Annotated in this window: 26 protein-coding genes; 12 read left to right on the top strand and 14 right to left on the bottom strand. The window is 74.0% G+C overall.

Features of this window, described 5'->3' with window-relative positions; genetic code table 11:
* Position 1: 1 nt before the first annotated feature.
* The 4 genes from ACF08W_RS21335 to ACF08W_RS21320 are packed head-to-tail and all read left to right on the top strand — an operon-like array spanning position 2 to position 3837.
* On the top strand, positions 2-1705 hold the full coding sequence (locus ACF08W_RS21335; RefSeq protein WP_392280190.1) for an urease subunit alpha: 1704 nt from the start codon (positions 2-4) through the stop codon (positions 1703-1705).
* The gene (locus tag ACF08W_RS21330; RefSeq protein ID WP_392280189.1) at positions 1705-2370 is read left to right on the top strand and encodes an urease accessory protein UreF; all 666 of its coding nucleotides are present in this window, start codon (positions 1705-1707) and stop codon (positions 2368-2370) included. The genes ACF08W_RS21335 and ACF08W_RS21330 overlap by 1 nt, the downstream gene beginning before the upstream one ends.
* Positions 2363-3103, top strand: a complete 741-nt coding sequence (gene ureG, locus ACF08W_RS21325) for an urease accessory protein UreG (protein ID WP_392280188.1) — start codon at positions 2363-2365, stop codon at positions 3101-3103. The genes ACF08W_RS21330 and ureG overlap by 8 nt, the downstream gene beginning before the upstream one ends.
* Positions 3100-3837, top strand: a complete 738-nt coding sequence (locus ACF08W_RS21320) for an urease accessory protein UreD (RefSeq protein ID WP_392280187.1) — start codon at positions 3100-3102, stop codon at positions 3835-3837. Before ureG ends, ACF08W_RS21320 begins: the two co-directional genes overlap by 4 nt.
* On the opposite strand, the gene ACF08W_RS21315 is transcribed toward ACF08W_RS21320, so the two are convergent.
* Entirely contained in the window at positions 3824-5080 is a 1257-nt protein-coding gene (locus ACF08W_RS21315) for an MFS transporter (RefSeq protein WP_392280186.1), read from the bottom strand. The two genes, ACF08W_RS21320 and ACF08W_RS21315, sit on opposite strands and share 14 nt — an antisense overlap.
* Before the next feature lie 193 nt (positions 5081-5273).
* On the opposite strand from ACF08W_RS21315, the gene ACF08W_RS21310 reads away from it, so the two are divergent.
* Together ACF08W_RS21310 and ACF08W_RS21305 are read left to right on the top strand one after the other, a co-directional pair.
* Positions 5274-5786: a DinB family protein gene (locus ACF08W_RS21310; RefSeq protein WP_392280185.1), complete on the top strand. Its 513-nt coding sequence runs from the start codon at positions 5274-5276 to the stop codon at positions 5784-5786.
* Between the two features lie 169 nt (positions 5787-5955).
* Positions 5956-6456, top strand: a complete 501-nt coding sequence (locus ACF08W_RS21305) for a nuclear transport factor 2 family protein (RefSeq protein ID WP_385206257.1) — start codon at positions 5956-5958, stop codon at positions 6454-6456.
* On the opposite strand, the gene ACF08W_RS21300 is transcribed toward ACF08W_RS21305, so the two are convergent.
* From ACF08W_RS21300 to ACF08W_RS21265, 8 genes are all read right to left on the bottom strand, one after another.
* Positions 6420-7559: a zinc-binding dehydrogenase gene (locus ACF08W_RS21300; RefSeq protein WP_392280184.1), complete on the bottom strand. Its 1140-nt coding sequence runs from the start codon at positions 7557-7559 to the stop codon at positions 6420-6422. The genes ACF08W_RS21305 and ACF08W_RS21300 overlap by 37 nt on opposite strands.
* Positions 7556-7858, bottom strand: coding sequence for a putative quinol monooxygenase (locus tag ACF08W_RS21295; RefSeq protein WP_385206262.1), 303 nt, complete (start codon positions 7856-7858; stop codon positions 7556-7558). Before ACF08W_RS21295 ends, ACF08W_RS21300 begins: the two co-directional genes overlap by 4 nt.
* Before the next feature lie 6 nt (positions 7859-7864).
* Positions 7865-8524 carry a glycerol-3-phosphate responsive antiterminator gene (locus ACF08W_RS21290; protein WP_352272906.1) on the bottom strand — a complete coding sequence of 220 codons (660 nt, stop codon included), beginning with the start codon at positions 8522-8524 and terminating at the stop codon, positions 7865-7867.
* An 80-nt stretch (positions 8525-8604) separates the two neighbouring features.
* The gene (locus ACF08W_RS21285) at positions 8605-10158 is read right to left on the bottom strand and encodes an FAD-binding oxidoreductase (RefSeq protein WP_392280183.1); all 1554 of its coding nucleotides are present in this window, start codon (positions 10156-10158) and stop codon (positions 8605-8607) included.
* The gene (locus ACF08W_RS21280; protein WP_392280182.1) at positions 10155-11828 is read right to left on the bottom strand and encodes an FAD-dependent oxidoreductase; all 1674 of its coding nucleotides are present in this window, start codon (positions 11826-11828) and stop codon (positions 10155-10157) included. The genes ACF08W_RS21285 and ACF08W_RS21280 overlap by 4 nt, the downstream gene beginning before the upstream one ends.
* A gap of 84 nt (positions 11829-11912) precedes the next feature.
* Positions 11913-13481 carry an FGGY family carbohydrate kinase gene (locus ACF08W_RS21275; RefSeq protein ID WP_392280181.1) on the bottom strand — a complete coding sequence of 523 codons (1569 nt, stop codon included), beginning with the start codon at positions 13479-13481 and terminating at the stop codon, positions 11913-11915.
* A gap of 76 nt (positions 13482-13557) precedes the next feature.
* Positions 13558-14988 (bottom strand): MFS transporter, encoded by a 1431-nt coding sequence (locus ACF08W_RS21270; protein ID WP_392280180.1) that lies wholly within the window; start codon positions 14986-14988, stop codon positions 13558-13560.
* Between the two features lie 284 nt (positions 14989-15272).
* On the bottom strand, positions 15273-16823 hold the full coding sequence (locus tag ACF08W_RS21265) for an N-acetylmuramoyl-L-alanine amidase (protein ID WP_392280179.1): 1551 nt from the start codon (positions 16821-16823) through the stop codon (positions 15273-15275).
* A gap of 309 nt (positions 16824-17132) precedes the next feature.
* On the opposite strand from ACF08W_RS21265, the gene ACF08W_RS21260 reads away from it, so the two are divergent.
* Genes ACF08W_RS21260 through ACF08W_RS21245 form a run of 4 tightly spaced genes read left to right on the top strand, consistent with a single transcriptional unit; the run spans position 17133 to position 20083 of the window.
* Positions 17133-17366 carry an acyl carrier protein gene (locus ACF08W_RS21260; protein WP_392280178.1) on the top strand — a complete coding sequence of 78 codons (234 nt, stop codon included), beginning with the start codon at positions 17133-17135 and terminating at the stop codon, positions 17364-17366.
* Complete coding sequence (locus ACF08W_RS21255) at positions 17363-18613, top strand: beta-ketoacyl-[acyl-carrier-protein] synthase family protein (RefSeq protein ID WP_392280177.1); 1251 nt, start codon at positions 17363-17365, stop codon at positions 18611-18613. Before ACF08W_RS21260 ends, ACF08W_RS21255 begins: the two co-directional genes overlap by 4 nt.
* Positions 18614-18639: 26 nt before the next feature.
* Positions 18640-19557 carry an alpha/beta fold hydrolase gene (locus tag ACF08W_RS21250; protein ID WP_392280176.1) on the top strand — a complete coding sequence of 306 codons (918 nt, stop codon included), beginning with the start codon at positions 18640-18642 and terminating at the stop codon, positions 19555-19557.
* Between the two features lie 25 nt (positions 19558-19582).
* Positions 19583-20083 (top strand): SRPBCC family protein, encoded by a 501-nt coding sequence (locus ACF08W_RS21245; protein WP_385206287.1) that lies wholly within the window; start codon positions 19583-19585, stop codon positions 20081-20083.
* 33 nt (positions 20084-20116) lie between these two features.
* Here ACF08W_RS21245 and ACF08W_RS21240 read toward each other — a convergent pair whose 3' ends face one another.
* Complete coding sequence (locus tag ACF08W_RS21240; RefSeq protein ID WP_392280175.1) at positions 20117-20485, bottom strand: nuclear transport factor 2 family protein; 369 nt, start codon at positions 20483-20485, stop codon at positions 20117-20119.
* 122 nt (positions 20486-20607) lie between these two features.
* The gene (locus ACF08W_RS21235; RefSeq protein WP_352272895.1) at positions 20608-21054 is read right to left on the bottom strand and encodes a DUF5709 domain-containing protein; all 447 of its coding nucleotides are present in this window, start codon (positions 21052-21054) and stop codon (positions 20608-20610) included.
* A gap of 209 nt (positions 21055-21263) precedes the next feature.
* On the opposite strand from ACF08W_RS21235, the gene ACF08W_RS21230 reads away from it, so the two are divergent.
* Positions 21264-21494, top strand: coding sequence for a DUF6296 family protein (locus ACF08W_RS21230; RefSeq protein WP_352272894.1), 231 nt, complete (start codon positions 21264-21266; stop codon positions 21492-21494).
* Between the two features lie 39 nt (positions 21495-21533).
* On the opposite strand, the gene ACF08W_RS21225 is transcribed toward ACF08W_RS21230, so the two are convergent.
* Together ACF08W_RS21225 and ACF08W_RS21220 are read right to left on the bottom strand one after the other, a co-directional pair.
* A complete protein-coding gene (locus tag ACF08W_RS21225) occupies positions 21534-21941 on the bottom strand; it encodes a cold shock domain-containing protein (protein ID WP_352272893.1) in 408 nt (135 codons plus the stop codon).
* 122 nt (positions 21942-22063) lie between these two features.
* A complete protein-coding gene (locus tag ACF08W_RS21220; protein WP_392280174.1) occupies positions 22064-22936 on the bottom strand; it encodes a DMT family transporter in 873 nt (290 codons plus the stop codon).
* 124 nt (positions 22937-23060) lie between these two features.
* Between ACF08W_RS21220 and ACF08W_RS21215 the strand changes: the two genes are divergently transcribed.
* Entirely contained in the window at positions 23061-24209 is a 1149-nt protein-coding gene (locus ACF08W_RS21215; protein ID WP_392280173.1) for a winged helix DNA-binding domain-containing protein, read from the top strand.
* Between the two features lie 77 nt (positions 24210-24286).
* Here ACF08W_RS21215 and ACF08W_RS21210 read toward each other — a convergent pair whose 3' ends face one another.
* The gene (locus tag ACF08W_RS21210) at positions 24287-25129 is read right to left on the bottom strand and encodes a response regulator transcription factor (RefSeq protein ID WP_392280172.1); all 843 of its coding nucleotides are present in this window, start codon (positions 25127-25129) and stop codon (positions 24287-24289) included.
* Positions 25130-25149 lie beyond the last annotated feature (20 nt).

Below are 25149 nucleotides of genomic sequence, written 5' to 3'. Positions count from 1 at the left end.
CATGGCACAGATGACCCGTGACGCCTACGCGTCGCTCTACGGACCCACCACCGGCGACCGGATACGCCTCGCCGACACCGACCTCTGGATCGAGGTCGAGGAGGACCGCTGCTTCGGCGGCGACGAGGCGGTCTTCGGCGGCGGCAAGTCCATCCGCGAGTCCATGGCCCAGTCCACCGCCTCCCGCGCCGACGGCGCCCTCGACCTCGTCATCACCAACGTCGTCGTCCTCGACCACTGGGGCATCGTCAAGACCGACGTCGGCGTGCGGGACGGCCGGATCGTCGCCCTCGGCCGCTCCGGCAACCCGGACATCAGCGACGGCGTCCACCCCGACCTGGTGATCGGCCCCGGCACCGACGTCGTCTCCGGCGAGGGCCGCATCCTCACCGCCGGAGCCGTCGACACCCACGTCCACTTCCTGATGCCGGAAGCCCTGCACGAGGCCCTCGCCACCGGCACCACCACCGTCATCGGCGGCGGCACCGGCGCCACCGAGGGCTCCAAGGCCACCACCGTCACCCCCGGCGCCTGGAACCTGGCGATGATGCACCGCGCGCTGGACCGCGTCCCGCTCAACGTCATGCTCTTCGCCAAGGGCTCCACCGTCGGCGCCGAGGCCCTGCGCGAGGCGGCCCTCGCCGGAGCGGGCGGCTACAAGGTCCACGAGGACTGGGGCGCCACCCCCGCCGCCATCGACGCCGCGCTCGAGGCCGCCGAGGAACACGGCCTCCAGGTCGCCCTGCACGCCGACAGCCTCAACGAGGCCGGATACGTCGAAGGCACCCTCGACGCCATCGCCGGACGCTCCATCCACGTCTTCCACGCCGAGGGCGCGGGCGGCGGCCACGCCCCCGACATCATCACCGTCGCCTCCCACCCCCACATCCTGCCGGCGTCCACCAACCCGACGCTGCCGCACACCGTCAACACCGTCGCCGAACACCTCGACATGCTGATGGTCTGCCACCACCTCAACCCGCGCGTCCCGGAGGACCTCGCCTTCGCCGAGTCCCGCATCCGCGCCACCACCATCGCCGCCGAGGACGTCCTCCACGACATCGGCGCCCTCTCCATCACCTCCTCCGACGCCCAGGCCATGGGCCGCATCGGCGAGGTGGTCTGCCGCACCTGGCAGGTCGCCCACGTCATGAAGCAGCGCTTCGGGGACCGGGGCAGCGAACTGCCCGCCGACAACGAGCGCGCCCGCCGCTACGTCGCCAAGTACACGATCTGCCCGGCCGTCGCCCACGGCATCGACCACGTCGTCGGCTCCGTCGAACCCGGCAAGCTCGCCGACCTGGTGCTCTGGGACCCCGCCTTCTTCGGCATCCGGCCCGCCGCCGTCCTCAAGGGCGGCATGGTGGTCTACGCCCCGCTCGGCGACGCCAACGCGGCGATCCCCACCACCCAGCCCGTCCTGCTGCGCGCCACCGCCGCCGCCGACGCCGCCCCGCACCTGTCGGTCAGCTTCGTCGCCCCCGCGGCACTCGGCGACGGACTCGCCGAACGCCTCGGGCTCCAACGGGAGTTGGTCGCGGTACGGCCCACCCGCCACCTCACCAAGGCGGACCTGCCGAACAACACCGCACTCCCCGACATCGACGTCGACCCGGAGACCTTCGCCATCCGTATCGACGGGGAACTCGTGGAGCCCGCACCCGCCACCGAACTGCCGCTGGCCCAGCGGTACGCCATGTTCTGATGGCGGGCCTGGCACCCCTGCTGCTCGGGGACGGACGGCTCCCGGTCGGCGCGTACACCTACAGCGCGGGACTCGAACCGGCCGTCGCCGCGGGCCTCACCCGCGACCACCTCCCCGCCCTGCTGCGGGCCCGGCTGCACACCGCCGCCGTCACCGAGGCCGCCGCCGCCGTGCTCGCCCTGCGCGCCGCCGGACAGGACCCGGTCGACTACGGCCCCGTGCAGCGCGCACTGGCCGCCCGCACCCCGGCCGCCCCGCTCCGCGAGGCGTCGGCGACGCTCGGCCGGGGGGTGCGCCGCCTCGCCCGGCGGCTCGCCCCCGACCACCCGGCGGTCACCGCGCTGACCGCCCTCGAAACCCGCCCGCTGCGGCCGGTCGCGCTCGGCGCGCTCGGCGCCGTCATGCGGGTCACCGAGGAGGAACTGGCCCGCGGCGTCGTCTACGACGAACTGCAGACCATCACCTCCGCGGCGCTCAAACTGCTGCCCGGCGACCCGCTGGACTCCGTCGCCTGGATCCTCGACGCCGAGCCGCACGCCGCGGCCGCGGTGGCCGAGGCCCTCGCGGTACCGGACCCGGCCGCACTGCCCGCCCGCACGCCCCCGCTCACCGAACAGTGGGCACTGGAACACGCACGACGAGAACGGAGACTCTTCCTTGCCTGACCAGCACACCGACGAGCAGACCCACCAGCACCCCCGGCCGCGCGCCCTGCGCCTTGGCGTCGCCGGACCGGTCGGCACCGGCAAGAGCTCCATCCTCGCGACCCTCTGCCGCGAACTGGCCGGCGAACTCGCCATGGCCGTCGTCACCAACGACATCTACACCGACGAGGACGCCCGCTTCCTCCGCTCGGCGGGCGTCCTGCCCACCGAGCGCATCCGGGCCGTGGAGACCGGCGCCTGCCCGCACACCGCGATCCGGGACGACGTCAGCGCCAACCTCGACGCCGTCGAGGACCTGGAGGACGAGTTCGGCCCGCTCGACCTGGTGCTCGTGGAGAGCGGCGGCGACAACCTCACCGCCACCTTCAGCCCGGCCCTCGCCGACGCCCAGCTCTTCTGCATCGACGTCGCGGGCGGCGGCGACGTGGCCCGCAAGGGCGGCCCCGGCATCACCGGCGCCGACCTCCTGATCATCAACAAGACCGACCTCGCCCCGCACGTCGAGGTCGACGTGGCCGCCATGGTCGCCGACGCCTCGGCCGCCCGCGACGGCCTGCCCGTCCTCGCGCTCTCCAAGCACGACGCCGCCTCGGTCGCCGAACTCGCCGACTGGGTACGGTCCGTCCTCGCCCGGCACCGCGACGGCACCCTGGTCCCCACCGACCCGGGCCCGATGGCCCCGCACAGCCACGGCGGCGACCACGACCACGACCACGCGCACAGCCACTCGTGAACCGACAGGCCGCCGAGCCCACCGCCGTCGCCGTGGAACGCGACGGCGCGGGCCGGCACATCGCCCGCGAACTGCGGCCGGGCGCCTTCCTCGCGCCCCGGCCGCTGCGCCCCGCCCCCGACCGTCTGCGCCTCGCCCTGGTCGGCACCCGGGCCGGACTCCTCGCCGGTGACGACCTGCGGCTGCGCATCAGGGTCGGCGCCGGCGCCCGGCTGGAGCTGACCGAACCCTCCGGACTGGTCGCCTACGACCACCGGGGCGGCACATCGAGCTGGCGGGCCCGCGTCGAGATCGAGGAGGGCGGCGAACTCCTCTGGGACGCCCGGCCGTTCGTGATCTCCGAGGGTGCCCGGGTCGAGCGCTCGATGACGGTCGTGCTCGCGGCCGGGGCCCGCATGCTCTGGCGCGACACCCTGGTCCTGGGCCGCTCCGGCGAACGCGGCGGCGCGGTCCGGGCCACCACGCACGCCACCTACGACGGCCGGGAACTCCTCGTCGAGGACCTGGACCTGCGCGACGCGGACCTGCGCGAACTGCCCGGGGTCCTCGGCCCGCACCGGGTGATCGGCTCGGTCACCGCGCTCGGCGCCGACCCGGGCGGCCCGCCCCACCCGTACCGGACGGCACTGGCGGGGCCGGGCGCCCAGATCCGGCTGCTGGACACGGTGGCACCGGCGATCGAGGCGGACCTGGCCGCCGTCTGGGAGGAGTGGTGCCCGGTCACGACCGGCTGACCGCGCCACCCGCCCCCACGGACGCGCGCGCCAGGGCGCCCCGCGCCACCACCGCCGCGCACAGCAGCGCGGGCGCCCCCGCGAGCGCGAAGCACAGCGCCGGTGACAGCCGGTCCACCAGCAGCCCCACCACCGCGGTACCGGCCGAGGCCCCGGCGTTCACCGCGCTGTTCACCCAGGCCCCCGCCCGGGTCCGGGCGGCCGCCTCCACCGACTCGTCCGCGATCAGATACGCGGTGGTCAGCGCGGGGGCGACGAACAGCCCGGCCACCGCGGCCACCACCACCAGCACGTACACCCGGGGCGACAGCCCCGCCACGGCCACCGCCGCGCCCAGCCCGGCCCCCAGCAGCGGCAGCCGCACCCGGTTCGGCGTCCGCCACGACACCGCGCCGTAGGCCAGCCCCCCGACCGCGCTGCCCGCCGAGAGGGCGGCCAGCACCCAGGAGACGGCCGCGCCCTGGTGACGCTGCTCGGTGAACGCCACCACCAGCAGATCCAGCGCCCCCAGGCACAGCCCCACGGTGCCCGTCACCAGCACCGCCTGCCGGAGCGCGGCCACACCGAGCAGCCGCCGCCCGGCCACCGGGCCGCCCCGCGCGTTCTTCCCCGTACCGGCCGGCCGCCCCGTCCGCGCCCCGCGCACCGCCGGTGAGGTCACCAGCGCCAGCGTGCCGGTGAGGACCAGCGCGGCACTGAGCGCGACCCCGGCCGACGCCGGGGCCGCCGCGATCACCACCCCGACCAGCAACGGCCCGCTGACGAAGAGGAGTTCCTCGGCGACACCGTCCAGGCTGTAGGCGCGTTGCAGCAGCTCCCGGTCGGCGACCAGTTCGCTCCAGAGCATCCGCATCACCGGCCCCAGCGGCGGGGTGCACGCACCCGCCGCCGTGGCCAGCGCCCCGATCAGGAACGGTGAGCCGCCCGGCCGCCAGGTGGCGTACGCCAGGGCGGCGAGCAGCAGCGCGTAGAGACCGGCCATCGGCGGCAGGGCCCGGCGCGGCCCGTACCGGTCGATCAGCCCGGCCCGGGCGGGCGAGAGGAAGACGCTGGTCGCACCGAACAGCGCCATGACGGTACCGGCGACGGAGTACGAGCCGGTGGCGGCGCGCACCGCCAGCATCAGGGAGAGGGAGACCATCCCGTACGAGAGCCGCCCCAGCAGGGCGGCCCCGAAGGTGCGGGAGGCGTACGGGGTACGCAGGACGGCCGCGTACGAAGGCGCGGGTGAAGAGGGAGACATGGGGACGTTCCTCGTGAAGGGCGGCGCACGGGAGGGCGCCGCGGGCATGCGGGGACACCGGAGCACCGCACCCGGTCGGAACGGGGTGCGGCCGTGGCGGCCCTACGCACAGAGGAGGAACATCCCGCCAAGGTAGCAGGCGGACGTGACCACGGTGGAGGGGGTGCCGACCGGCCCGGTAGCCTCGGCGGTCATGTCCTACCCTTCGCGCGACCGGCCCGCCTTCGACGCCGACGAACGGACCCAGCTCACCGGCTGGCTCGACTCCCAGCGGGCGGTGGCCCGTTGGAAGTGCGAAGGACTGTCGGAGGCGGACGCGCACCGCGCCGTCCTGCCGTCCTCGCCGCTCATGACGGCGGCCGGTGTGCTGTCCCACCTCCGCTGGGCCGAGCACCTCTGGTTCGAGGTCGTCCTGATGGGCCGCCCGGCGGCCGGTCCGGTGTTCGACGGGCCCGAGGACGCCGACATGATGGTCGACGGGGTGCCGCTCGCGAAGCTGCTGGACGACTACGACCGGCAGGTCGAGGTCTCCAACGGGATCGTCGCCGGACGGTCGCTCGACGAGACGGGGCGCCACCCCGACTTCGAGGCGTCGGGCGCCACCCTGCGCTGGATCATGCTCCACATGATCGAGGAGACCGCGCGGCACGCGGGCCACCTGGACGCCATCCGGGAGATCCTGGACGGCCGGACCGGCCACTACTGACCGGGACGCTCGCGCCGGGGGCCCCGGCGCGAGCGCCGCGCGGTTGCTCCACCGGGATGAACTCGCACGTCCGGGACGCCGCGACCGGTGCCGTACCGCGCCCCGCGGCGCGCCCGCCCCGTATACCCGTAGCCGGGGGCTGTCGCGAGACCTCGGGAAAGGACCGGCGATGACACTCGGAGCCGACGAACGGCTGGCCATCCACGAACTGCTCGCCCTGCACGGGCACGTGGTCGACGACGGAGAGCTGGACCGGCTGGACGAGCTGGTCACCGAGGACGTCGTCTACGACGCGTCGCGGCTCGGCCACGGTGAGCTGCGCGGGCTGGAGGCGTTCCGCGACATGGCGCGGGCGCGGGCCGGGGCGGCCCACGGCCCCGTCGGCCACCACGTCACCAACATCGTCCTCACCGAGGCCGGGGACGGACGGGTGCACGCGCGGTCCAAGGGCATCGGGGTCGCCGTCGACGGCGGGTGCGGCACCGTGACCTTCGAGGACGAGATCGTGCGGAGCGAGGGGGGCTGGCGGATCGGCCGGCGCCGGATCGTCCCGCACGGCGTACCGGGCGGAGAGGCCCCGTACGCCGCCCGGCCGCACGTCGACCCGCCCGGAACCCACCGCTCCGACCGGTCTCACCTCCCCAGCAACCCCGAGGTGTCCAGCACCTGACGGATCGCCCGGCCCGAGGCCAGCTCCTCCATCGCCGTGTTGATGCCGGTCAGCGGCAGGGTGCCGGTGTGCATCCGCTCCACCGGCATCAGCCCGGCCCGCCACAGGTCGAGGAACCTCGGGATGTCCCGGCGCGGCACCGCGTCGCCCATGTACGAACCCAGCAGGGACTTGCCCTCGCCCGCGAAGGCCAGGGCCGGCACCTCCAGCATCCGGTCCGGCGCGGGCAGGCCCACCGAGACGACCCGGCCGCCCCGCGCCACCGCCTCCAGGCACGCGCCCATCACCTTCGGGCTGCCCACCGCCTCGACCGCCAACTCGGCGCCGCCGGAGGTCAGTTCGCGGATCTCCCGGACCGCGTCGTCAGGCGCGAGGGCGTGCGTGGCGCCCAGCCGCAGGGCCAGCTCCCGCTTCTCCGCGACCGGGTCGACGGCGATGACCGGGTACGCCCCGGCGGCCCGGGCGCCGAGCACCGCGGAGAGCCCGACGCCGCCCAGCCCGTAGACCACCGCCGACTGCCCCGGGCGCAGCGCCGCCGTGTTGATCACCGCGCCCGCTCCCGTGAGGACCGCGCAGCCGAACATCGACGCCACCTCGAACGGGACATCCTTCGGGATCGGTACCAGCGACTCCTGGGCCAGTACGGCGTGTTCGGCGAACGCGGAGACGCCGAGCTGGTGGTGGACCGGCTCGCCGGCGGCGTCGGTCAGCAGCGACGGGCCGTGCAGCAGGGCCCCCGCACCGTTCGCCGCCGCGGCCTGGGCGCACAGCGCCGGCTGGCCCGCCGCGCAGTCGCCGCAGAACCCGCAGCTCGGTACGTAGACCAGCACCACGTGGTCGCCGGGGGTGAACCGGTGGACGCCCGGACCGGTCTCCTCGACGATCCCCACCGCCTCGTGACCCAGCGCCATCGGCAGCGGGCGGACCCGGTCGCCGTTGACCACCGAGAGGTCCGAGTGGCAGAGCGAGGCGGCCGCGATCCTGACCAGCACCTCGCCCTCGCGCGGGGCGCCCAGCTCCAGCTCCTCCACCTCGACCGGGCGGGTCGCGGAGTAGGGCCGGGCCGTCGACGTACCGCGCAGCACCACCGCCCGGGTCTTCACGCGCCCACCTCCACGCGCGGCGCGCAGCGCAGCACGTCCCGGCTGTCCAGCAGCGGGACGACCCGGCCGAGCACGATCTCCCGGAAGTGCTCGGTGGCGCAGTGGGCGGTGAAGTCGTCCTCGGAGGCGTACTCCTCGTACAGCACCACCGTCCGGGGGTCCTCGGTGCCCTGGTGGACCCGGTAGGCCAGGTTGCCGGGCTCGCGGCGGGAGGCGGCGGCCATCGTGTCGAGCAGCGGGAGGACGGTGCCCTCCGCGCCCTCCTTGGTGCGGTAGCGGGCTATGACCACGTACGTCATGGTTTCTTACTCCTGAGGTGGGGCGGGCCTCTTCAGCGCGGCGGGCGGGACCGGTGGAAGCTGGTCCCGGCGCAGACTCCAGAGGCGAGGGTCGGACGTCGCGGCGGCGGCCGAGCCGAGGGCCAGCGCCAGCGCGACGTCCGCGGGGGTCTCCACGAAGCCCGCGGCCACCGACGGGGACATCGCGCGCTGTGCCTGCGCGCTCATCCGGGCGACGATCGGGGCGGGCATGATCTCGACCAGGTCCGGCGCCCCGCGCGAGATCGCGTCCGTGGAGCGGCGCAGATTGGACCGGTCGGTGACGAACACCTTCATCATGGTCAGCAGGCCGAGCGGGCGGCCCTTCTCTATCAGCGACAGCCTGGTGCTGACCACACCGTGCGCGCCCAGGCCCTTGAGGAACTCCAGCGCGCCCCGGTCCTGCGCCAGACCGGGGCTGCTGTCCACGTTCACGAACACCGTCTTCCCCGCCCGGCCCAGCGCCGGTACGACCTGGGGCAGCTGCCCCACCGCGAACGACGCGAGGATGCCCACCCTGGCCGGTGCGGTCAGGAACTGGCGCAGCGGCTGGGTGCCGACGACCGACGCGACGACCGGCACCTCGGCGAACGCCGCGGTGAGCCGGGGGTCGAGCGGGGCGCCGGACCGGGAGGGGGAAGGGGTCATGGCAGGACCTGCCTGTGAGGAGGGGGTGCGTCACCGCACGGAACGCGACCGCGGGGAGCGTGACTGCGCGGCTCCCGGGGTCAGTTCAGCGGAGACGTACCGAATCGGCTGGGAAGGCCCAGTTTGCCAGGGTTGAGGATGCCGGCCGGGTCCAGGGCCTTCTTCACGGCGACGAAGGTCGCGAAGCCCGCCCCGAGGGATTCCTCCAGGTAGGGGCCGCGCAGCAGCCCGCAGCCGTGGTGGTGGCTGAGCGCCGCCGCGTGCTTGATCAGTACGCCGTTGGCGGCGTCCCAGACCGAGCGGTACCAGTCGCGGCGCGACTCGGGGGCCACGTCGCCGCGGAGCGAGAAGTAGACGCAGGCGCCGTCGGTGTACGCGTGGGACTGGTGGGCCGAGGCGGCCAGGGTGCCGTCCACCGCCTGGATCGCGGCGACGACCTCGTCGTAGATCACCGGCAGGTCGGTCCAGGACGCGGCCATCTCCAGGGTGTCGGCGACGAAGCCGGGGCCGGGCTTGAAGCCGTCGGCGGACTTGCCGACCAGCATCCGCTCGTCCAGCCAGCGCTCGAAGACCGCCTGGCTGTCCAGCTCGGGGCCGTACTCCTCGCAGACCTCCCGGGCGATCTTCAGCGAGGCGTCCACGAGGGCCGGGTCGCCCTCGTCGGCGATCAGCAGCAGATTGGTCTCCGGGTGGCCGAAGTGCGTCCCCGACTCCAGGGCGTCGTACAGCCGCAGGACGGCCGGGGTGGCGCCGCGCTGCATGATCCGGCGGCAGGCTTCCAGCCCCTGGGCGAAGCTCGTGAAGCCGTACGCGGCGGCCGAGGCGTACTCCGGCAGCGGGTGCACCCGCAGCCGGGCCGAGACGATCACACCGAGGGTCCCCTCGGAGCCGACGAACAGCTGGCGCAGGTCCGGGCCGACCGCGGCGCGGGCGTAGTCGCCGTAGGTCGCCCGGGTCCCGTCGGCGTGCACGACGTCCACGCCGACGACCATGTCCTCGATCTTGCCGTACCGGGTGGAGAGCTGACCGGCGCCCCGGCAGGCGATCCAGCCGCCGACCGTGGAGACGGCGAAGGCGGACGGCCAGTGGCCGGTGGTGACGCCGTACTCCTCCTGGAGCTGCTTCTCGAAGAGGTCGCCGAACATGCCGGCCTGGACGTCCACGATGTTCGACTCCGCGTCGAAGCCGGTGATCCGGTTCAGCCCGCACACGTCCAGGACGACCCCGCCGAAGACCGGCAGCGCCGCGCCGGTCACGTTGGAGCGGCCCGCGGACGGGGTGACCGGGATGCCCGCCTCGTGGCAGATCCGCAGCACGGCGGCGACCTGGTCGGCGTCGGCGGCCTCGACGACCACCGCGTCCGGGGTCGCCGGACGGCCCTCGGTCTCACCGATCATCGAACCGGCCCACCAGTCGCGGGTGCGGGTGACGACCTCCTCGCGGGCGGTGTGCACCGCGTGCGCGGCGCCGCGCAGCGCCTCCACCACGGACTCGGGGACCTCCACCGGGTCGACCTGGAGCGCCGCAGCCCCGTCGCCGATCGGTGTGCTCCGGGCCCACTTGGCGAAGCTGGGCGCGCCCACGGTGTAGTCGCCCCGGTTGAACGGGTGGGTGATGGTCTGACGGCTGATCATGCTGCTGCCCCTTCGAGGAGTACGGACTTTTCATGACGGACGGCTGCGAGGTACTCGGCGACCGAGCGCTCGACCTGCGCCTCCGTGAGGTTCAGTTCCTGCCCGAGGATCGCGCCGACCGCTTCGGCGGCGTCCGCGGACGCGTCCCGGGCGAACAGCCGGGCCCGGGTCCGGCGGGAGAGGACGTCGTCGACCGAACGGGCCAGCTCGGCCCGGGCCGCGTAGACGACCTCGGCCCGGGTGTACGGCAGCCCGGCGACGACCGGTTCGGCCAGCGACGGGTCCTCCTGGACGAGATCGCCGACGAACCGGGCCTCGGTGCCGAAGCGCTCGCCCAGGTGGGCGGCGAGGCCGCCGGACGCGGCCACCGCCTCGGAGTCGTAACCGGCGCCGCCCAGCAGCGGAAGGTCGGTGGTGCGGCTCCGCGCCTTCCGGCCGAGCACGGTCATCACCTTGTCGATGACGAGCTCGCCCATGTGGCGGCTGGTGGTGAGCTTGCCGCCGGTCACCGTCACCATGCCGGTGCGGCCGATGGTGATGTGGTGGTCGCGGCGCATGTCGAGGGTGGCGCCCTCCTTGCCGCCGACCAGCGGGCGCAGACCGCCGATGGAGCCGACCACGTCGTCCGGGGTGAGCTTCCCCTCGAAGGCGGTGTTCGCGCCCTCCAGCAGGAAGTCCATCTCCTGACGGGTGCAGTGCACGTCGTCGGGGGAGCCGCGGTAGTCCTCGTCGGTGGTGCCGAGCACCACACTGTTGCCCCATCGGGTGCAGGTGGCGCGGCGGGCCCGGCCGGGGATCGGCACGGTGACCGTGCAGTTGATCCGCACCTTCTCCCACGGCACCACGATGTGCACACCCTTGGCGGGGCGCACCTGCGGCCGGTGGCCGTCGTCCGCCTTGGCGTCCAGTTCGTCGGTCCACACCCCGGTGGCGTTGACGACGGCGCGGGCCCGGATGTCGAAGCTGTCGCCGTCCACCGAGACCCGGGCACCGGAGACCCTGCCCATCTGCATCAGCAGGCCCTCGGCCCTGGCCCCGTTGAGGACCGTGGCACCGAGCGCGGCGGCGGTCCGCACGATGGTCAGCACGAGCCGGGCGTCGTCGGTGCGGGCGTCGAAGTACATCAGCCCGCCCTTCAGGTCGTCCGCGCGCAGCGTCGGCGCCTGCGCCAGCACCTCGGGGACGGTCAGCCGCTGGTGCAGCTTGCCGATCCGCCACCCGCCGACCAGGTCGTACGTCCACAGCAGGCCCTCGAAGCCCTTGGCGAGGCGGGCGTCGAAGACCCCCTCCTTCTCCAGGATCGGGAAGAGGAACGGCAGCCGGTGCACCAGGTGCGGGGCGTTCTTCCGGAAGCGGTGCCGCTCCAGCAGCGAGTGGCGGACCAGGTTGACGTTGCCCTGCTCGATGTAGCGCAGGCCGCCGTGCACCATCTTCGAGGACTTCGAGGAGGTGCCCGAGGCGAAGTCGTCCTTCTCGACCAGCGCCGCGCGCAGCCCCCGGGAGGCCGCGTCCAGCACGGCGTACGCGCCGGTGATGCCGCCGCCGATGACCAGCACGTCGTACGTGTCGTCGGCCAGCCGGCGCTTGAGGGCTGCCCGGTCGAGCAGCAGGGGCGTGCGGCGGGTCGCCGCGGCGCTGCGCCTCGGCTTCCGGGCGGGCATGGTGATCACAACATCAACTCCTGGTGTTCCGGTACGGCGGCCGGCCCATCGCGTGCGGGCCGCCGGTGCGACGTACGTGCCGTCGGCGCGACGTCAGTGGGGGGTGTGCGGTTCGGGGGCTTTCAGGGGGAGCAGTGCCGGGTCGCCGAGGTGGGCGACGAGCACGTCGCGCCAGGCGGAGCGCTGCGCGGCGCGTTCGGCTGCGGTGGTGGAGGGCTCGAAGACCCGGCCGACCGGCTGGGCCTCGACGACCTCCTCCAGCGAGGACCACAGGCCCCGGGCGACCCCGGCGAGGTAGGCGGTGCCGCGCAGGCTGGCGGTGGCGGAGTCGGAGACCCGCTCCAGCGGCAGCCCGGTCAGGTCGGCCTGGATGCGCATCAGCGGGTCGCTGCCGGAGACCCCGCCGCCCACCCGGAGCCGGGTGAACGGGGTGCCCATGGTGGCGGCGACCCCGTCGATCAGGTCGCACACCGAGTGCGCGATCCCGTCGAGCACGGCGCGCGCCAGGTCGGCGCGGGTGGTGGCGAGGGTGAGCCCGGTGAGGGCGGCGGTGGCCTCCGGGTGCCAGACCGGCGTACGGACCCCGGCGAGCGCCGGGACGAAACGCGGGGTGCGGCCCGGCCGGGTGGGGACCCGGCCCGCCTCCTCACCGAGCTCCTTCGGCGACGCGAACAGGCCCAGGTCGTCACAGAGCCAGCGCAGCGCCGAACCCGCCGTGGAGGTGTACGCCTCCAGGCTGTAGTGGCTGGTGGAGCCCTGCCGCCGGCCGGGCTGGGCGAGTACCCCGGAGATGTCCGGCCGGGGCAGGGCGGGGGTGGTGCCGGTCGCCGCGTCGACGAAGGCGCCGGTCCCGTAGACGCACATGCCCTGCCCGGCGGCGAGTCCGCCGAGCGCGACGAGCGCGGCGTGCTGGTCGCCCATGGAGGCGGCCAGCGGTACGGAGATGCCGAGGGCGGCCGGGTCGGTGGTGCCGAAGCCCGCGTCGTCGGAGCAGAGTTCCGGCAGCAGCTCGGTCGGGAAGCCGAGGTGGCCGATCCACTCCTCGTCCCAGGCGTGCGCGGCCAGCAGGTAGCCCCCGGTGGAGGCGGCGTTGGTCGGGGTCGTGGCGTGCACGGCACCGCCGGTGAGCCGCCAGATCAGCCAGGTGTCGACGGTGCCGAAGAGCAGTCGGCCCTCGCGGTAGGCGGCGGCCACCTCCGGGTGGCCGGCGATCTGCCGGGCGGCCCAGAGGAACGGGGAGCGGGCACCGACCGGCCGGCCCTGCCGGGCCAGCAGGGCGGCGTCCCACTCCGGTTCGTACGCGGTGAGGTCGGCCGCGTACCGCCGGTCCTGCCACACCACCGCGGGCAGCAGCGGCCGCCCGGTCACCCGGTCCCAGAGCATCGCCGTGGCGCGTTGTGTGGACAGAGCGACCGCGGTGATCCCGATGCCCTCGGCGCGGGCCCCGGCCACGGCGCGGCGCGCCACCTCGACGGTGGCGGTCCAGATCTCCATCGGGTCCTGCTCGACCGAGAGGTCGTCCGGATGGCCGACCTTGATCGACCGGTAGAACACCTCGTGGGCGGTGCCGGAGTCCAGGACGACTCCGGCCCGGGTGCCCGTGGTGCCCTCGTCGATGGCGAGCACACCGAGCCGGGCGGCGCCGGGAAGCGACTGCGTCATTGCGGCCCTTTCGGGAGGATGGGGACGGGGGAGGGGAGAGGGCACCATCGTGTGGTGCGGCGGGACCGGTGGCGGGTCAGCGCGCGGCGGCGGGCGCCGCGGACTCCGGTGATCCCGCCCGGGCGGCGGTCTCGTCGGGCGAGGCGGCCTTCGTCGGGTCCCACTTGATCGCCAGGCAGGTGATCAGCCCGAGCAGCGGCACGACGGAGAGCACCAGGAAGGTGTCGGCGAGCCCCAGCGAGTCCTTGATCTGCGGGAAGACGTACAGCCCGACGACGCTGCCGAAACTGCCGACCATCCCGGTGACCCCGGTGCCGAGCGCGCGGACGTCGCTGCTGTACGAGAGCGCGGCGATCGACTTGCCGTTGGCGCCGGGACCCGAGGAGTGGCAGAGGATGAACAGCACCGGCAGCAGGAAGGCCACCGCCGTGGGCACCTTCTCGAAGGTCAGCCCCATCGCGAGCAGCGCCACGAACACCCCGGCGAAACCGGCCGCCGAGCTGAGCCGCAGCCCCAGGCGGCGGCCGAAGTAGGCGGAGAGCAGCCCGCCGGCTATGCCGAAGGCGTTGAAGACCATCGAGCCGATCGTCGCCTTCTCGAAGCTCTCGCCGAAGATCGTCAGGCTGATCAGCGGGAGGTACCAGCCGACCGCGAAGTACTGCATCGACTGCCCGAGCGAGATGACCGAGGAGAGGATCGTGCGCGGCAGGTAGTCGCCCCGGAAGAGGACCCCGGCCTGGCGGAACCCGATGGCGGGCGCCTCGGTGGCGGCCCGGGCGGCCCCGTCCGGCTCACCGGCGACGGCCTTGATCCCGTAGATCCGGTCCAGGTTGGCGACGGACTCCGCCAGCCGGCCCTTGCTCGCCAGCCAGGTGGGGCTCTCCTTGAGCATCAGCCACTGGCCCAGCAGCAGCGCGACGGCGACGACCGCGGCCGATCCGACCGACCAGCGCCAGATGTCCGCACCGACGTCCAGGTTGAAGAAGAGCAGGGCGAGCGCGAGGTTGCTGGTGGTGGCGACGTACCAGACGGCCTGCCAGAGGTTCAGCCGCCCGCCCAGCTTCGCGGGCGTGTACTCGGCGAGCAGCGCCATGGCGACGGCGAAGTCGATGCCGTACGCGACGCCCACCAGCACCCGGCCGAGCCAGACGACGGTGAAGTCACCGGCGAAGGCGGCCAGCAGGGCGCCGGCGATGGCGAACACCTTCGCCAGCAGCAGCGGGGGAACACGGCCGATCCGGGTGGCGAGCCAGCCGCCGAACGGGTTGAAGATGATCGCCAGGGCCGGGGCGGTGGCCGTGAGGATCGAGACCTGCGTGCTGCTCAGCTCCATCTGGGACGTCATCGGCCCCAGGCCGGCGCTCAGCGCGGCGTTCGAGTAGGCGTCGAGGAAGAGCCCGCCGAACACGAGAAACCAGATGACCTGCGCCCGGCCGGTGATCTTGCCCAGCCCATCGATGAGCGCAACGACGTCGCCGACGCCTCTGACGCTCGGACGTTGTGCCATGAATCCGCCTTCGAGGAAGACCCATCGGCGGTACGGGAGCACAGAGAAACAGGCACGACGAAGCCACCGACAGGTGGTCTGTGTCTGTGCCTGTCAAAACACTGCGGAAAGCGCCGCAGCACGTGAACTGCAAGGAATGCGAACTACGCAGTGAGGTTAAGAACGAGTCAGGAGGGACGTCAAGGGTTTCCGGAAGGTTTCCGGAACGTGACACGGCCACGGCCGGCGGGGCGACGCACACGGGGCGGGGCGGTCGCACCCCGCCCCGCCCCGTGCGAACGGGGTCAGCGCCCGGACTGCAGCGCCGCCCAGGTGTTCGCCCCCACGACGCCGTCGGCCGTCAGGCCCCGGCTCGTCTGGTAGCCGCGCACCGCGGTCGCCGTCCCCGGGCCGAAGCTGCCGTCGACGCCGACCGTCGAGCCCAGCGCCGCGGTCAGCGCGCGCTGGAGCCGCTTCACCGCGTCGCCCGTGGCGCCCTGCTGGAGGCTGGGCACGGGACCGGCCGACAGCAGCGCGGTCCAGGTCCGGGCCCCCACCACCCCGTCCGCGTCCAGTCCCCGCGCGCCCTGGTACGCGATCACCGCGGCCTTGGTGGCCGGGCCGAAGTCGCCGTCCACCTGGCCGACCGGGAAGCCCTGCTCGCTCAGCAGCCGCTGGACGGCCTTGACCTGGGCGCCGGACGAGCCGGTCTGCTGGGTGGCGTACGAGGCGAAGCTCAGCCCGTCGGAGCCGTCCCCGCCGGTGTCCCCGCCGACCAGCTGCATGTAGCGGTTCCAGTCCCAGTAGGGCCCGGGGTCGGTGTGGTCGTTGCCCGGCGCCTCGCTGTGCCCGATGATGTGCGCCCGGTCCTTGGGGATCCCGTAGCGGTCGCAGAGGTACGCGGTCAGCGCGGCGGAGGCGCGGTACATGCTGTCCGTGAACCAGGACGGGTCGTCGATGAACCCCTCGTGCTCGATGCCCAGCGAGGAGGAGTTGGCGCTGCGCGCGTGGTACGCGGTGTCGCCGTCCCGCACCATCTGGGTGATCTGGCCGTCCGACGACCGCACCACGTAGTGGGCGCTCACCTCCGCGGCCGGGTTCTGGAACCAGCTGATCGAGCCCGCGTAGGAGCCCTGCGTGACGTGGACGACCACCTTGTCGATCTTCGCGGACCGCCCCGCGGCGAAGTTGTTCGCGTTGGCCGCCACCCACAGCGCCGACGGGTAGTCGGGGCTCTGCGCGCGGACCTCGGTGGCGGCGAGCGTGCCCTTCCGCGGGGCGACCGGACGGCTCGTCACCGTGATGCGCTCGCCGCCGGGGACGTCCGCGGTGATCCCGTCGGCCAGGAAGGTGTACACGGTGTCGGCGTACAGCGCCGCGGCCTGGCCCCGGGCGCCGCCGTACGCGGCCACCACCGGGTACCAGGCGTCGATGTCGTCGCGGTCCCGGGCGTCCAGCCCCAGCTTGTCGGCATGGGCGCGCAGCACGGCGGCGCCGCCCAGGATGTTGGTACCGGTGTCGGTGCGCAGTCGTGCGAGCGGCGCGCCGGTCAGGGCCGCGGCCCGCTCCAGCGTCCGGTCGGCGGGGTTGCTCACCAGGTGCATCACGCCGTAGCCGTTGGCCTGGCTGGGGCGCCCGGAGTGGCCGTCGAGATGGGTCTCGCCGTAGCCGACGGCGGCGAGCAGATCGCGCGGTACGTCGTACTCCGCCGCGGCCCGCTCGAACGCCCGCTCCATCGGGTGGCCGTCGCCCGGGGCGGCGAGGGACGGCGATCCGGTCATGGTGAGGACGGTGGCGGTGAGGGCCGCCAGGACGGTGGCGCGGCCCCGGGTGTGGGTCGCGGCGCGGCTGGGCATACCTGCTCCTGCTCGGTGGGGGAGTGGACGCGGCCCCGGGCCCGGACGGGGTGGGCCGAGGGCCGCGAAGCGCGATCAGATTATCTTTCTGTCCAGACCATGACAATCATCTGCCCCGGTGTGTCGCACCGTCATCCCTCCCCGGATTCGCACACCTGGACGCCGTCCATCGCACGGGCGAACGCGGACCGGTTCTACCGTCGCGAAGGCGTATAAATGGTTTCTCCGGACCAGCCGGCGTCCCCCGATGGCACGCACACCTCACGCGGCAGGGCGTCACCGCGTACGAGAGCGCAGGAGCGCCGCACCATGAGCACGGCAGAAGAGATCAGTACCTTGCTGGTGGCGAACTTCGGCACCGACCCCCACACCATCCGACCCGAGGTGTCACTCCGTCACCTCCGGCTCGACTCACTGGCGTTGGAGGAGCTGCGGCTGCTCATCGAGGACCGGCTCGGCGTCGACCTCGACGACGTGCAGCTGAGCTCGCGGGACACCGTCGGCCGACTGGTCGACGCGGTGGACCACCGGGTCGCCGCGTGACGGCCCGGCCGTACCGCACGGAGCCGTTCGCCGCCGCCGTCACCGGCATCGGCCTGATCACCGCCGCGGGCGTCGGCACGGAGGCGACCTGGCGCGCGGTCACCGGGCTCACGGAACCGCCCCACGTCCCGCACCGGACCGAACTCGACGGCCTGCCCTGCGACTTCATGTACACGGTCGCCGGATTCGACCCGCGCGCCGTGCTCGGTGTGGCGGCCGCCCGGCTCATGGACCGCTTCGCCCAACTGGCCGTCCTCGCGGCCCGGGAGGCCGTCGCCGACGCCGGGCTCGACCCCGAGGTCTGGGACGCCGGACGGGTCGCCGTCGTCATCGGCTCCGCCCACGGCGGGCTGCCCTTCTACGACGAACAGCACACCCTGCTCACCGAGCGCGGCGCCCGCCGGGTCTCCCCGAAGCTCGCCCCGCTCACCGTCGTCAACGGCGCGGCCAGCAGCGTCGCCACCGACCTCGGCGCCCTCGGCCCGAGCCAGGCCGTCTCCACCGCCTGCTCCTCCGGGACCGTCGCGCTCGGCACCGCCCACCAGATGCTCCGCACCGGAGCCTGCGACATCGTCGTGGCGGGCGGCGCCGAATCGGTCTGCTCCCGGCTCCTCATCGCCAGCGCCTGCCGGCTCAAGGCGGTCTCCACCCGGCGCGAGGACCCCGCGGCGGCCTGCCGCCCCTTCGACGCCCACCGGGACGGCTTCGTCGTCGGCGAGGGCGCCGGCCTGCTGGTGCTGGAACGCCCGGAACACGCGCGGGCCCGCGGCGCCACCGTCCGCGCCCACATCGCCGGATACGCCGCCTCCAGCGACGCCCACTCCGCCGTCGCCCCCGACCCCGGCGGCCTCGGCATCGAGCGGGCCCTGCGCGCCGCGCTCGCCGACGCCGGTGTCGAGCCCCGGGACATCGGCCACGTCAACGCCCATGGCACGTCCACGGTCTCCAACGACCTCATCGAGGGAACGATGCTCCACCGCGTCCTCGGCGACCGCCCCCTGATCACCTCGACGAAGGCGATGACCGGACACACCCTGGGCGCCGCCGGGGGCATCGAGACCGCGCTGACCGTCCTGGCGCTCCAGCGCGGGCTGGTCCCGCCCACCGTGAACCTCGACGCCCCCGATCCGGAGATCCCCGTCGACGTGGTGAGCAAGGAGGCCCGGCCCGCGGTGCTCGACGCGGCCGTCAAGACCTCGCTCGGCTTCGGCGGACACAACGCCGCACTCGTTCTCACCAGGGCCTGACCCGGAAACCAAGAGGCACGCGATCCATGGCCGACGAGATCATCCGGACCCTGTCGGTGGGCGGGCTGCGCTACGGCTACCGGCTGCTGCGGCAGCCCGCGCCGCGCACCGAACCGGTCATCGTCCTCGGCGGCGCCCTCCAGGGCATGTACGGCTGGCCGCAGATGGACGACCACCTTGGGCCGCTGGCCTCCGTGGTCACCGCCGACCTGCCTGGCATGGGCGGGGCGGACCCGTTACCGCCCGGCACCGGCGCCGAACTCCTCCAGGACGCCGTCATCGGCATCGCCGACGACCTGGGCGCCGAGCGGATCAACCTGTTCGGCTTCTCGTACGGAACGTCGATCGCCTTCGGCTGCGCCCGCCGCCACCCCGGCCGGATCGCCCGGCTGGCGCTCGGCGGGGTGCCCGCCCACATCACCGAGGAGCAGCGCGCCCATTGGGCCCGCGCCGTCGCCCGGCTCGACACCGGGGACCTGGCCGGGCTGGCCGGGCTGGCCGCCGAGGTGCTGATGTGCCAGGACCCCGAACGCCCGGTCCACCGCCGCGAGCTGGCGCGCCGCTATGTGCGGCGCTCCTTCCTGTACGCGCTCACCCACTCCCCGCACGCGGTGCGTTCGCTGCACCGGGCGCTGGAGCAGCGGCCGGACTTCTCCGGCGGGCTGACCGGCGTGCCCACCCTGGTCTTCGCGGGCGAACATGACACGGTGACCTCGCCGGAGCGGCAGCGGGCCTTCGCCGCCACGATCGAGGGCAGCCGGTTCCTGACGATCGGCGAGTCCGACCACTGGGTCGCCCTGGAACGCCCGGACGACGTCGCGGACCTGATGGCCCGCTTCTTCACCGATCGCCCGCTGGAACCGGCCCCCGGGCTCGCCGCCGTGCCCGCGCAGGGCCGGGCCCCGCGCGCACCGGCCGGCCCGCCCCGGGCAGACGCCCAGTGAACCGACGACACCCGGAGAAACGGACATGGACAAGCCCGAGTTCGTCTACCGCATCTACATCCAGACCACCGCCGACCAGCTCTACCGGGCCCTGACCGACCCCGAGCTGATCAGGATCTACATGGGCGATCACGGCCCCGACTCCACCTGGGAGCCGGGAGCGCCGGTGCGCTGGAAGATGGACCCGGACGGTGACTTCGAGGAGGTCGGCCAGCGGGTCCTGGCGGCCGAACCCGGCAGGCGGCTCGCGTACAGCTGGCACACCCTCCAGCCCATGCACCGCCAGATGTTCGACTTCGCCTCGGACGAGGAATGGGAGCGGGCCGTCCAGGAGCGGTCCCGGGTCTCCTTCGACATCGAACCGGCCGCCGAACCCGAGCTGGGGATCCGGCTGACCCTCACCCACGACGGCTTCGACAGCCCGGACAGCAGGATGCTGGAGGGCGTCAGCGAGGGCTGGGTGGCGATCCTGTCCACGCTCAAGACCCTGCTGGAGGGCGGGAAGTTCCTCGACGAGCCCGCCTGAGCGGCGACCGGCCCCGCCCTCCCCGCCGGGGTCTCAGACGCCCGGCACCCGGTCGAGGAATCCGCTGACCGAGGAGATGCGCCCGTCGTCGGCGAGCACGATCACGTCGAACCCGGCGACGGGCGCCGAGCCGTCGGCGGCCGAGACCAGCTCCCAGCCGAACCGCGCCAGCGCGTGGTGTCCGTCCGGTGTTCCGGAGGGCCGGAAGGAGAAGCCGGGGAACTGCTGCTGGGCGCCGCCGATCAGCGCCACCAGTCCCTCGTGCCCGCTCGTCTCGGCCAGCGGGTCGGTGTACGTGGCGTCCTCGGTGAAGGCGGCCGCGACGGCCTTCGCCGTCTCCTCGGCGCCGGTCGCGTTCCAGGCGGTGAAGTAGCGCTCGACCGCGTCGGCGTAGCTGGTCATCGTGGGGTCCTCTCCTCGGGGGCCGACTCTCGGCCGGCCCGGTGAGGAACACGATGTCCGACGCCGGGGAAAGCGTCGATTACCTCCGGGGTCATGGTGGTCCGGCGGGGTGCCGGGCCGTCTCAGGGGGTGTCCGACACCACGTGCATCGCGGCCTCCTCGGCGGAGGCGCCCGCCCCGTCGATGCCGACGTCCTCACCCGCCGTGGTGTCCGGATCGTCGAGGTCGAGCTGCCGGGTGAGCCGGCCGGCCCGGACCGTACCGACCTCCTCGTCCCACGGCTCGCCGTCGCCGTCCGGCAGATCGCCCACCCCGTCGCCGACGGTGTCCGAGAGGTCGGGCAGCTCGCGGGCGAGCCGGTCGTCCAGCGATTCGCCGTCGTGCTGCTCGGCCGCGGTGGTGCCCCGGTCCTCCACCGCCCATGGCCGTTCGGGCGGCGAGTAGCCCTCGTCCAGCGCGTCGGTCAGGCCCCGGCCGTCCAGCGTGTCCTCGACGTCGAGCTGCTCGGTGAGGTCGGCGGCCTCCGGCGGCTGGGGCTGGTAGACGTCGTCTCCCCTGTCGGCATCCATCGTGCTGTCTCCCTTCCCGGCCGAGAAAAGGAGGGCCGGGCCTGCGATACGCGCCCGAGTGCGGTCGAACCGCCCGTACCGTTTCAGGATAAATGTCCGGAGTGCGGACCCGCAGCCGTGGCGCCCGGCCGGGCGCCACCGGCCGGACGGAGGGACCATGGAAGTGCGGGCGGAAACAGCCTTGCCCCGTCCGCATCGGAGACGAGGTCATGGACTACCCGGAGAGCTACCAACTGGTGTTTCAGGCGTCCGCCGTCGAGGACGACACGGTGACCGTCCACCGCACCGAGCAGTCGGGGGCGGGCGGATTCCCGGTCTACGAGGACGAGACCGGCATCGTGCGCGCGGAGATCAGTGACCGGGGAGAGGTGCGCATGATGGCCAGCGGCGGTCACCAGGTCCTCGGTACCCCGCTGGTGGTACGCGAGCGTGCCGGATGAACCCGTCCGGGGGCCGGTCGGCCCCCGGACGCGGAGCGGTCAGCCCTCGGTCCAGCCGTGCTTCTTGGCGAACTGGAGCAGGCTGCGCCGGACCTGGAGGATCTGTGCGCCCGTCAGCGTCGGCGCGGAATCCAGCAGGACATCGGTCACGGCCCGGGTGAACTCGGCCGCGCTCAGCACGTCGCACAGGGCGTCGTCATCGGTGACGGCCTGGGACACGACCCGTGGCGGGGCGGGCGTGGCCCCCTCGGCGAGCCGCACGGACGATGCCTTCAGCCCGCGCTCCCCGTCCTCGATCTCGAACTCGACCGCCGTGCCCGTGTGCACGTACGACTCCGGGATCAGCATGTCGTTGACGTGGAGGAACACGTCCTCACCGCCGTGGTCGGGTGCGATGAACCCGTACCCCCGAGCTCCGTCGAACCGTACGACGCGACCAGAAACCACACCAACCCCCAAGAAGAACACGGGCCCCTTGCCCGCACCACCGCAGATGTCCAGATCGGGAGGATAGCGCCGAGAGGACGGGCGGCGCGACCGGTGCACCGGATTCCGGTCAGGCGGGCGGCTCACTCCACCCGGCGGGCCGGTGGCCGGGGATCCCCGGCCGCCAGCGGGGAGCGGGCCAGCTCCACACAGCCCACCGCGATCAGGACGAGCGCCGCCAGCACCGGCACCAGCCACCAGCCGGTGCGCAGCTCCTCGCCGAACAGCGTCACCCCGTACGCCACGCTGATCAGCGCGTCCCCCAGGGTCAGCATCGGCTGCACGGCGACCAGCGTGCCCGCCTGGAGGGCGTTCTGGAGCAGGAAGAGCGCGCCCACCCCGGCCGCCGCCATCGCGTACAGCTGCCAGGCCGAGAACAGCGCCCCCACGCCGCCGTCGGTCAGCCGGGCCATCGCGTCCTTCATCAGCGCCGCCGTCAGCGCGTACCCGCAGGCCGCGGCGAGGCCGAGCAGCGCGCCCCGGGTGTCGCCGCGGGTGGCCAGCGCGGCGGCGATCAGCGCCGCCTCGAAGAGCCCGGTCAGCAGCAGCGCGGGAACCCAGGCAAGCCCGTGCACCGACGCCGACCCGCCACCGGGGGCCGCCGACGCCATGCCCAGCGCCAGCCCCAGCGTCACGGCCGCCACCCCGTACCAGGTACGCCGGGGCAGCCGGACCCGCATCACGGAGGCGGCCATCAGCAGGGTGGCGGGCAGCTCGATCATGAAGATCGGCTGGACCACGGCGATCGGCCCGGTGGCCAGCGCCACGGCCTGGAAGACGGCCGCGAGGACCACCAGCCCGATCCCGGCCAGCCAGATCGGCCGGCGCAGCAGATGCCCGATCAGCGACAGACGCATCGCCTCGCTGTCGGGGACGGTACGGGCGGCACGGCGCTGGAGCACGGAGGCGGAGCCGTTGCTCAACGCGGTGAGGAGGGCGAACAGCACACTGATCACCCGACCCATCATGCGGGCGCCCGCCCCGCGATCCCCGGACCCGCGCCACAGGGCGCGGGTCCGGACGCGGCGCGACCACCCTTGCGGACCGGACCTGTCCGCAAGGGCGCGTACCGTGCCCGTCATGGCTGCCACGAAGAACTCCGCCGCGCCCGCCGTGCTCTCCGCCCGCGCGCTGAACCGGGCCACCCTGGAACGCCAGCTGCTGCTGCGCCGTACCGCGATGCCCGCCAAGGACGCCGTGGCCCACCTGGTCGGCCTCCAGGCGCAGAACACCCGGCCGCCCTACTACCAGCTCTGCGCCCGCCTCGACGGCTTCGTCCCCGCCGAGCTGGCCGCGCTGATGGAGTCCCGCGAGGTGGCCCGCATCGTGACCCTGCGCTCCACCATCCATCTGCACACCGCCGACGACGTGCTGGGCCTGCGCCCGCTCGTCCAGCCGGCCCGCGACCGGGAGCTGCGGATGTTCCGCGCCGGACTCACCGGGGTGGACCTCGACCGGCTGCGGTCCCTCGCTGCCGGCCTGGTCGCGGAACGGCCCCGGACGCCCAAGGAGCTCCGCGAGGCGCTGGGCGCGGAATGGCCCGGGGCCGATCCGCGGGCGCTGGGCACGGCCGCCCGCTGCCTGCTCCCGCTGGTCCAGACCACCCCGCGTGGGGTGTGGGGCCGCAGCGGGCAGGTCGCGCTGACCACCGCCGAGCGCTGGCTGGGCACCGCCGCGCGGCAGGCCCTCACGCCGGACGCCGTGGTGCTGCGCTACCTCGCCGCCTTCGGGCCGGCCTCGGTCAAGGACATGCAGGTCTGGGCCGGGCTGACCCGGATGCGGGAGGTGTTCGAGCGGCTGCGCCCCGGCCTCGTCACCTTCCGGGACGAGCACGGGGCCGAACTCTTCGACCTGCCGGACGCGCCGCGCCCGGCCGAGGACACCCCGGCCCCGCCGCGCTTCCTGCCCGAGTTCGACAACGTCCTGCTCGGCCACGCGGACCGGAGCCGGGTGATCCCGCCCCGGTTCCACGGACGCAACGGCAACGGCAACCAGACGTACGGCACGGTCCTCGTCGACGGGTTCCTCGGGGCCGTCTGGCGACAGGACGGCCCCGGACGGCCGGGCGCCCACCCGTCGGTGCTCACCGTGCAGCCGCTCTCCACCCTCGGCCCGGCGGAGCGCGACGCGGTCGCCGAGGAGGCCCGGCGGATGCTCTCCGTCATGGCGGAGCCGGGCGCCGCCGACACCTGCGACATCCGGTTCGCCACCTTCGTCGACTTCGGCTGACGGGGCCCCGGACGTGGGGGCGGGGGCACCGCGGCCCTTCGCTCGGATCGGGGCGGGCTGGGCCCGAGCGGAAGGGGCTACGGAAGCAGCCCCGCGCGCCGGGCCGCCACCACCGCCTCCAGCCGGGTGTGCGCGCCCAGCTTCCGCATCGCCGAACGCAGATAGCCCTTCACCGTCTCCGCCCGCAGCCCGAGACGCTTCGCCGCCGCCGCGTTGGTCGCCCCCGCCGCGACGCAGGCCAGTACGTCCAGCTCGCGCGGCGCCAGCCGCACCCCGCAGGGCGTCGGCGTACGTGCCCCGGCCGCCGAGACGAGCCGCCCGCACACCCCGAGCAGCTCGTCGCGGAGCGCCGGATCGTCCACCTTCGGGACCAGGGCCCGCAGCTCGCGGTGGGCCTCGCGGACGTCCTCCCACGCCTCCGGGGCCGTGCGCGGATCCGTGACCTGTTCCCGGGCCGCCGTGAGCAGGTCCTGCACCTCGTCCCGGACGACCAGCGCCTGCTCCACGTCGCGGGCGGCGGCCACCGCCGCGTCGAAGGTGCGGTCGCCGAGCGTGACCGGAGCGCGCAGCGCCCCGTACAGCACCCCGCGCACCTTGCGCCGCACCACGACCGGGACCGCGACCACCGAGCGCAGCCCCTCCGCCGCGACCGCCAGGTCGTACTCGTGGCTGATGTGGCGCGAGGAGTGGTAGTCGGTCACCGCGCACGGCCGGGACAGGGCGATCGCCTTGCCGCCGAGCCCGCTGCCCGCCGAGATGACCAGCCCGCGCAGGGCGGCGGTCTGCGCCCCGTTCAGCTCGGCGATCCGGGCGTGGCGGGCGTCCGAGAGCAGCCCGCCGAAGGCCACCGGCAGGCCACTGGTCCGGCGCAACCGCAGCAGCGCTGTCTGCATTTCGACCACATCGACGGATTCCGGCACGCTGACGTCCTTCCACCCGG

The sequence above is a fragment of the Streptomyces sp. NPDC015144 genome, assembly GCF_043079735.1.
Classification (GTDB): Bacteria; Actinomycetota; Actinomycetes; order Streptomycetales; family Streptomycetaceae; genus Streptomyces.
Note: the sequence above shows the minus strand (reverse complement) of the source record. Positions and strands in the feature narration are given on the sequence as shown.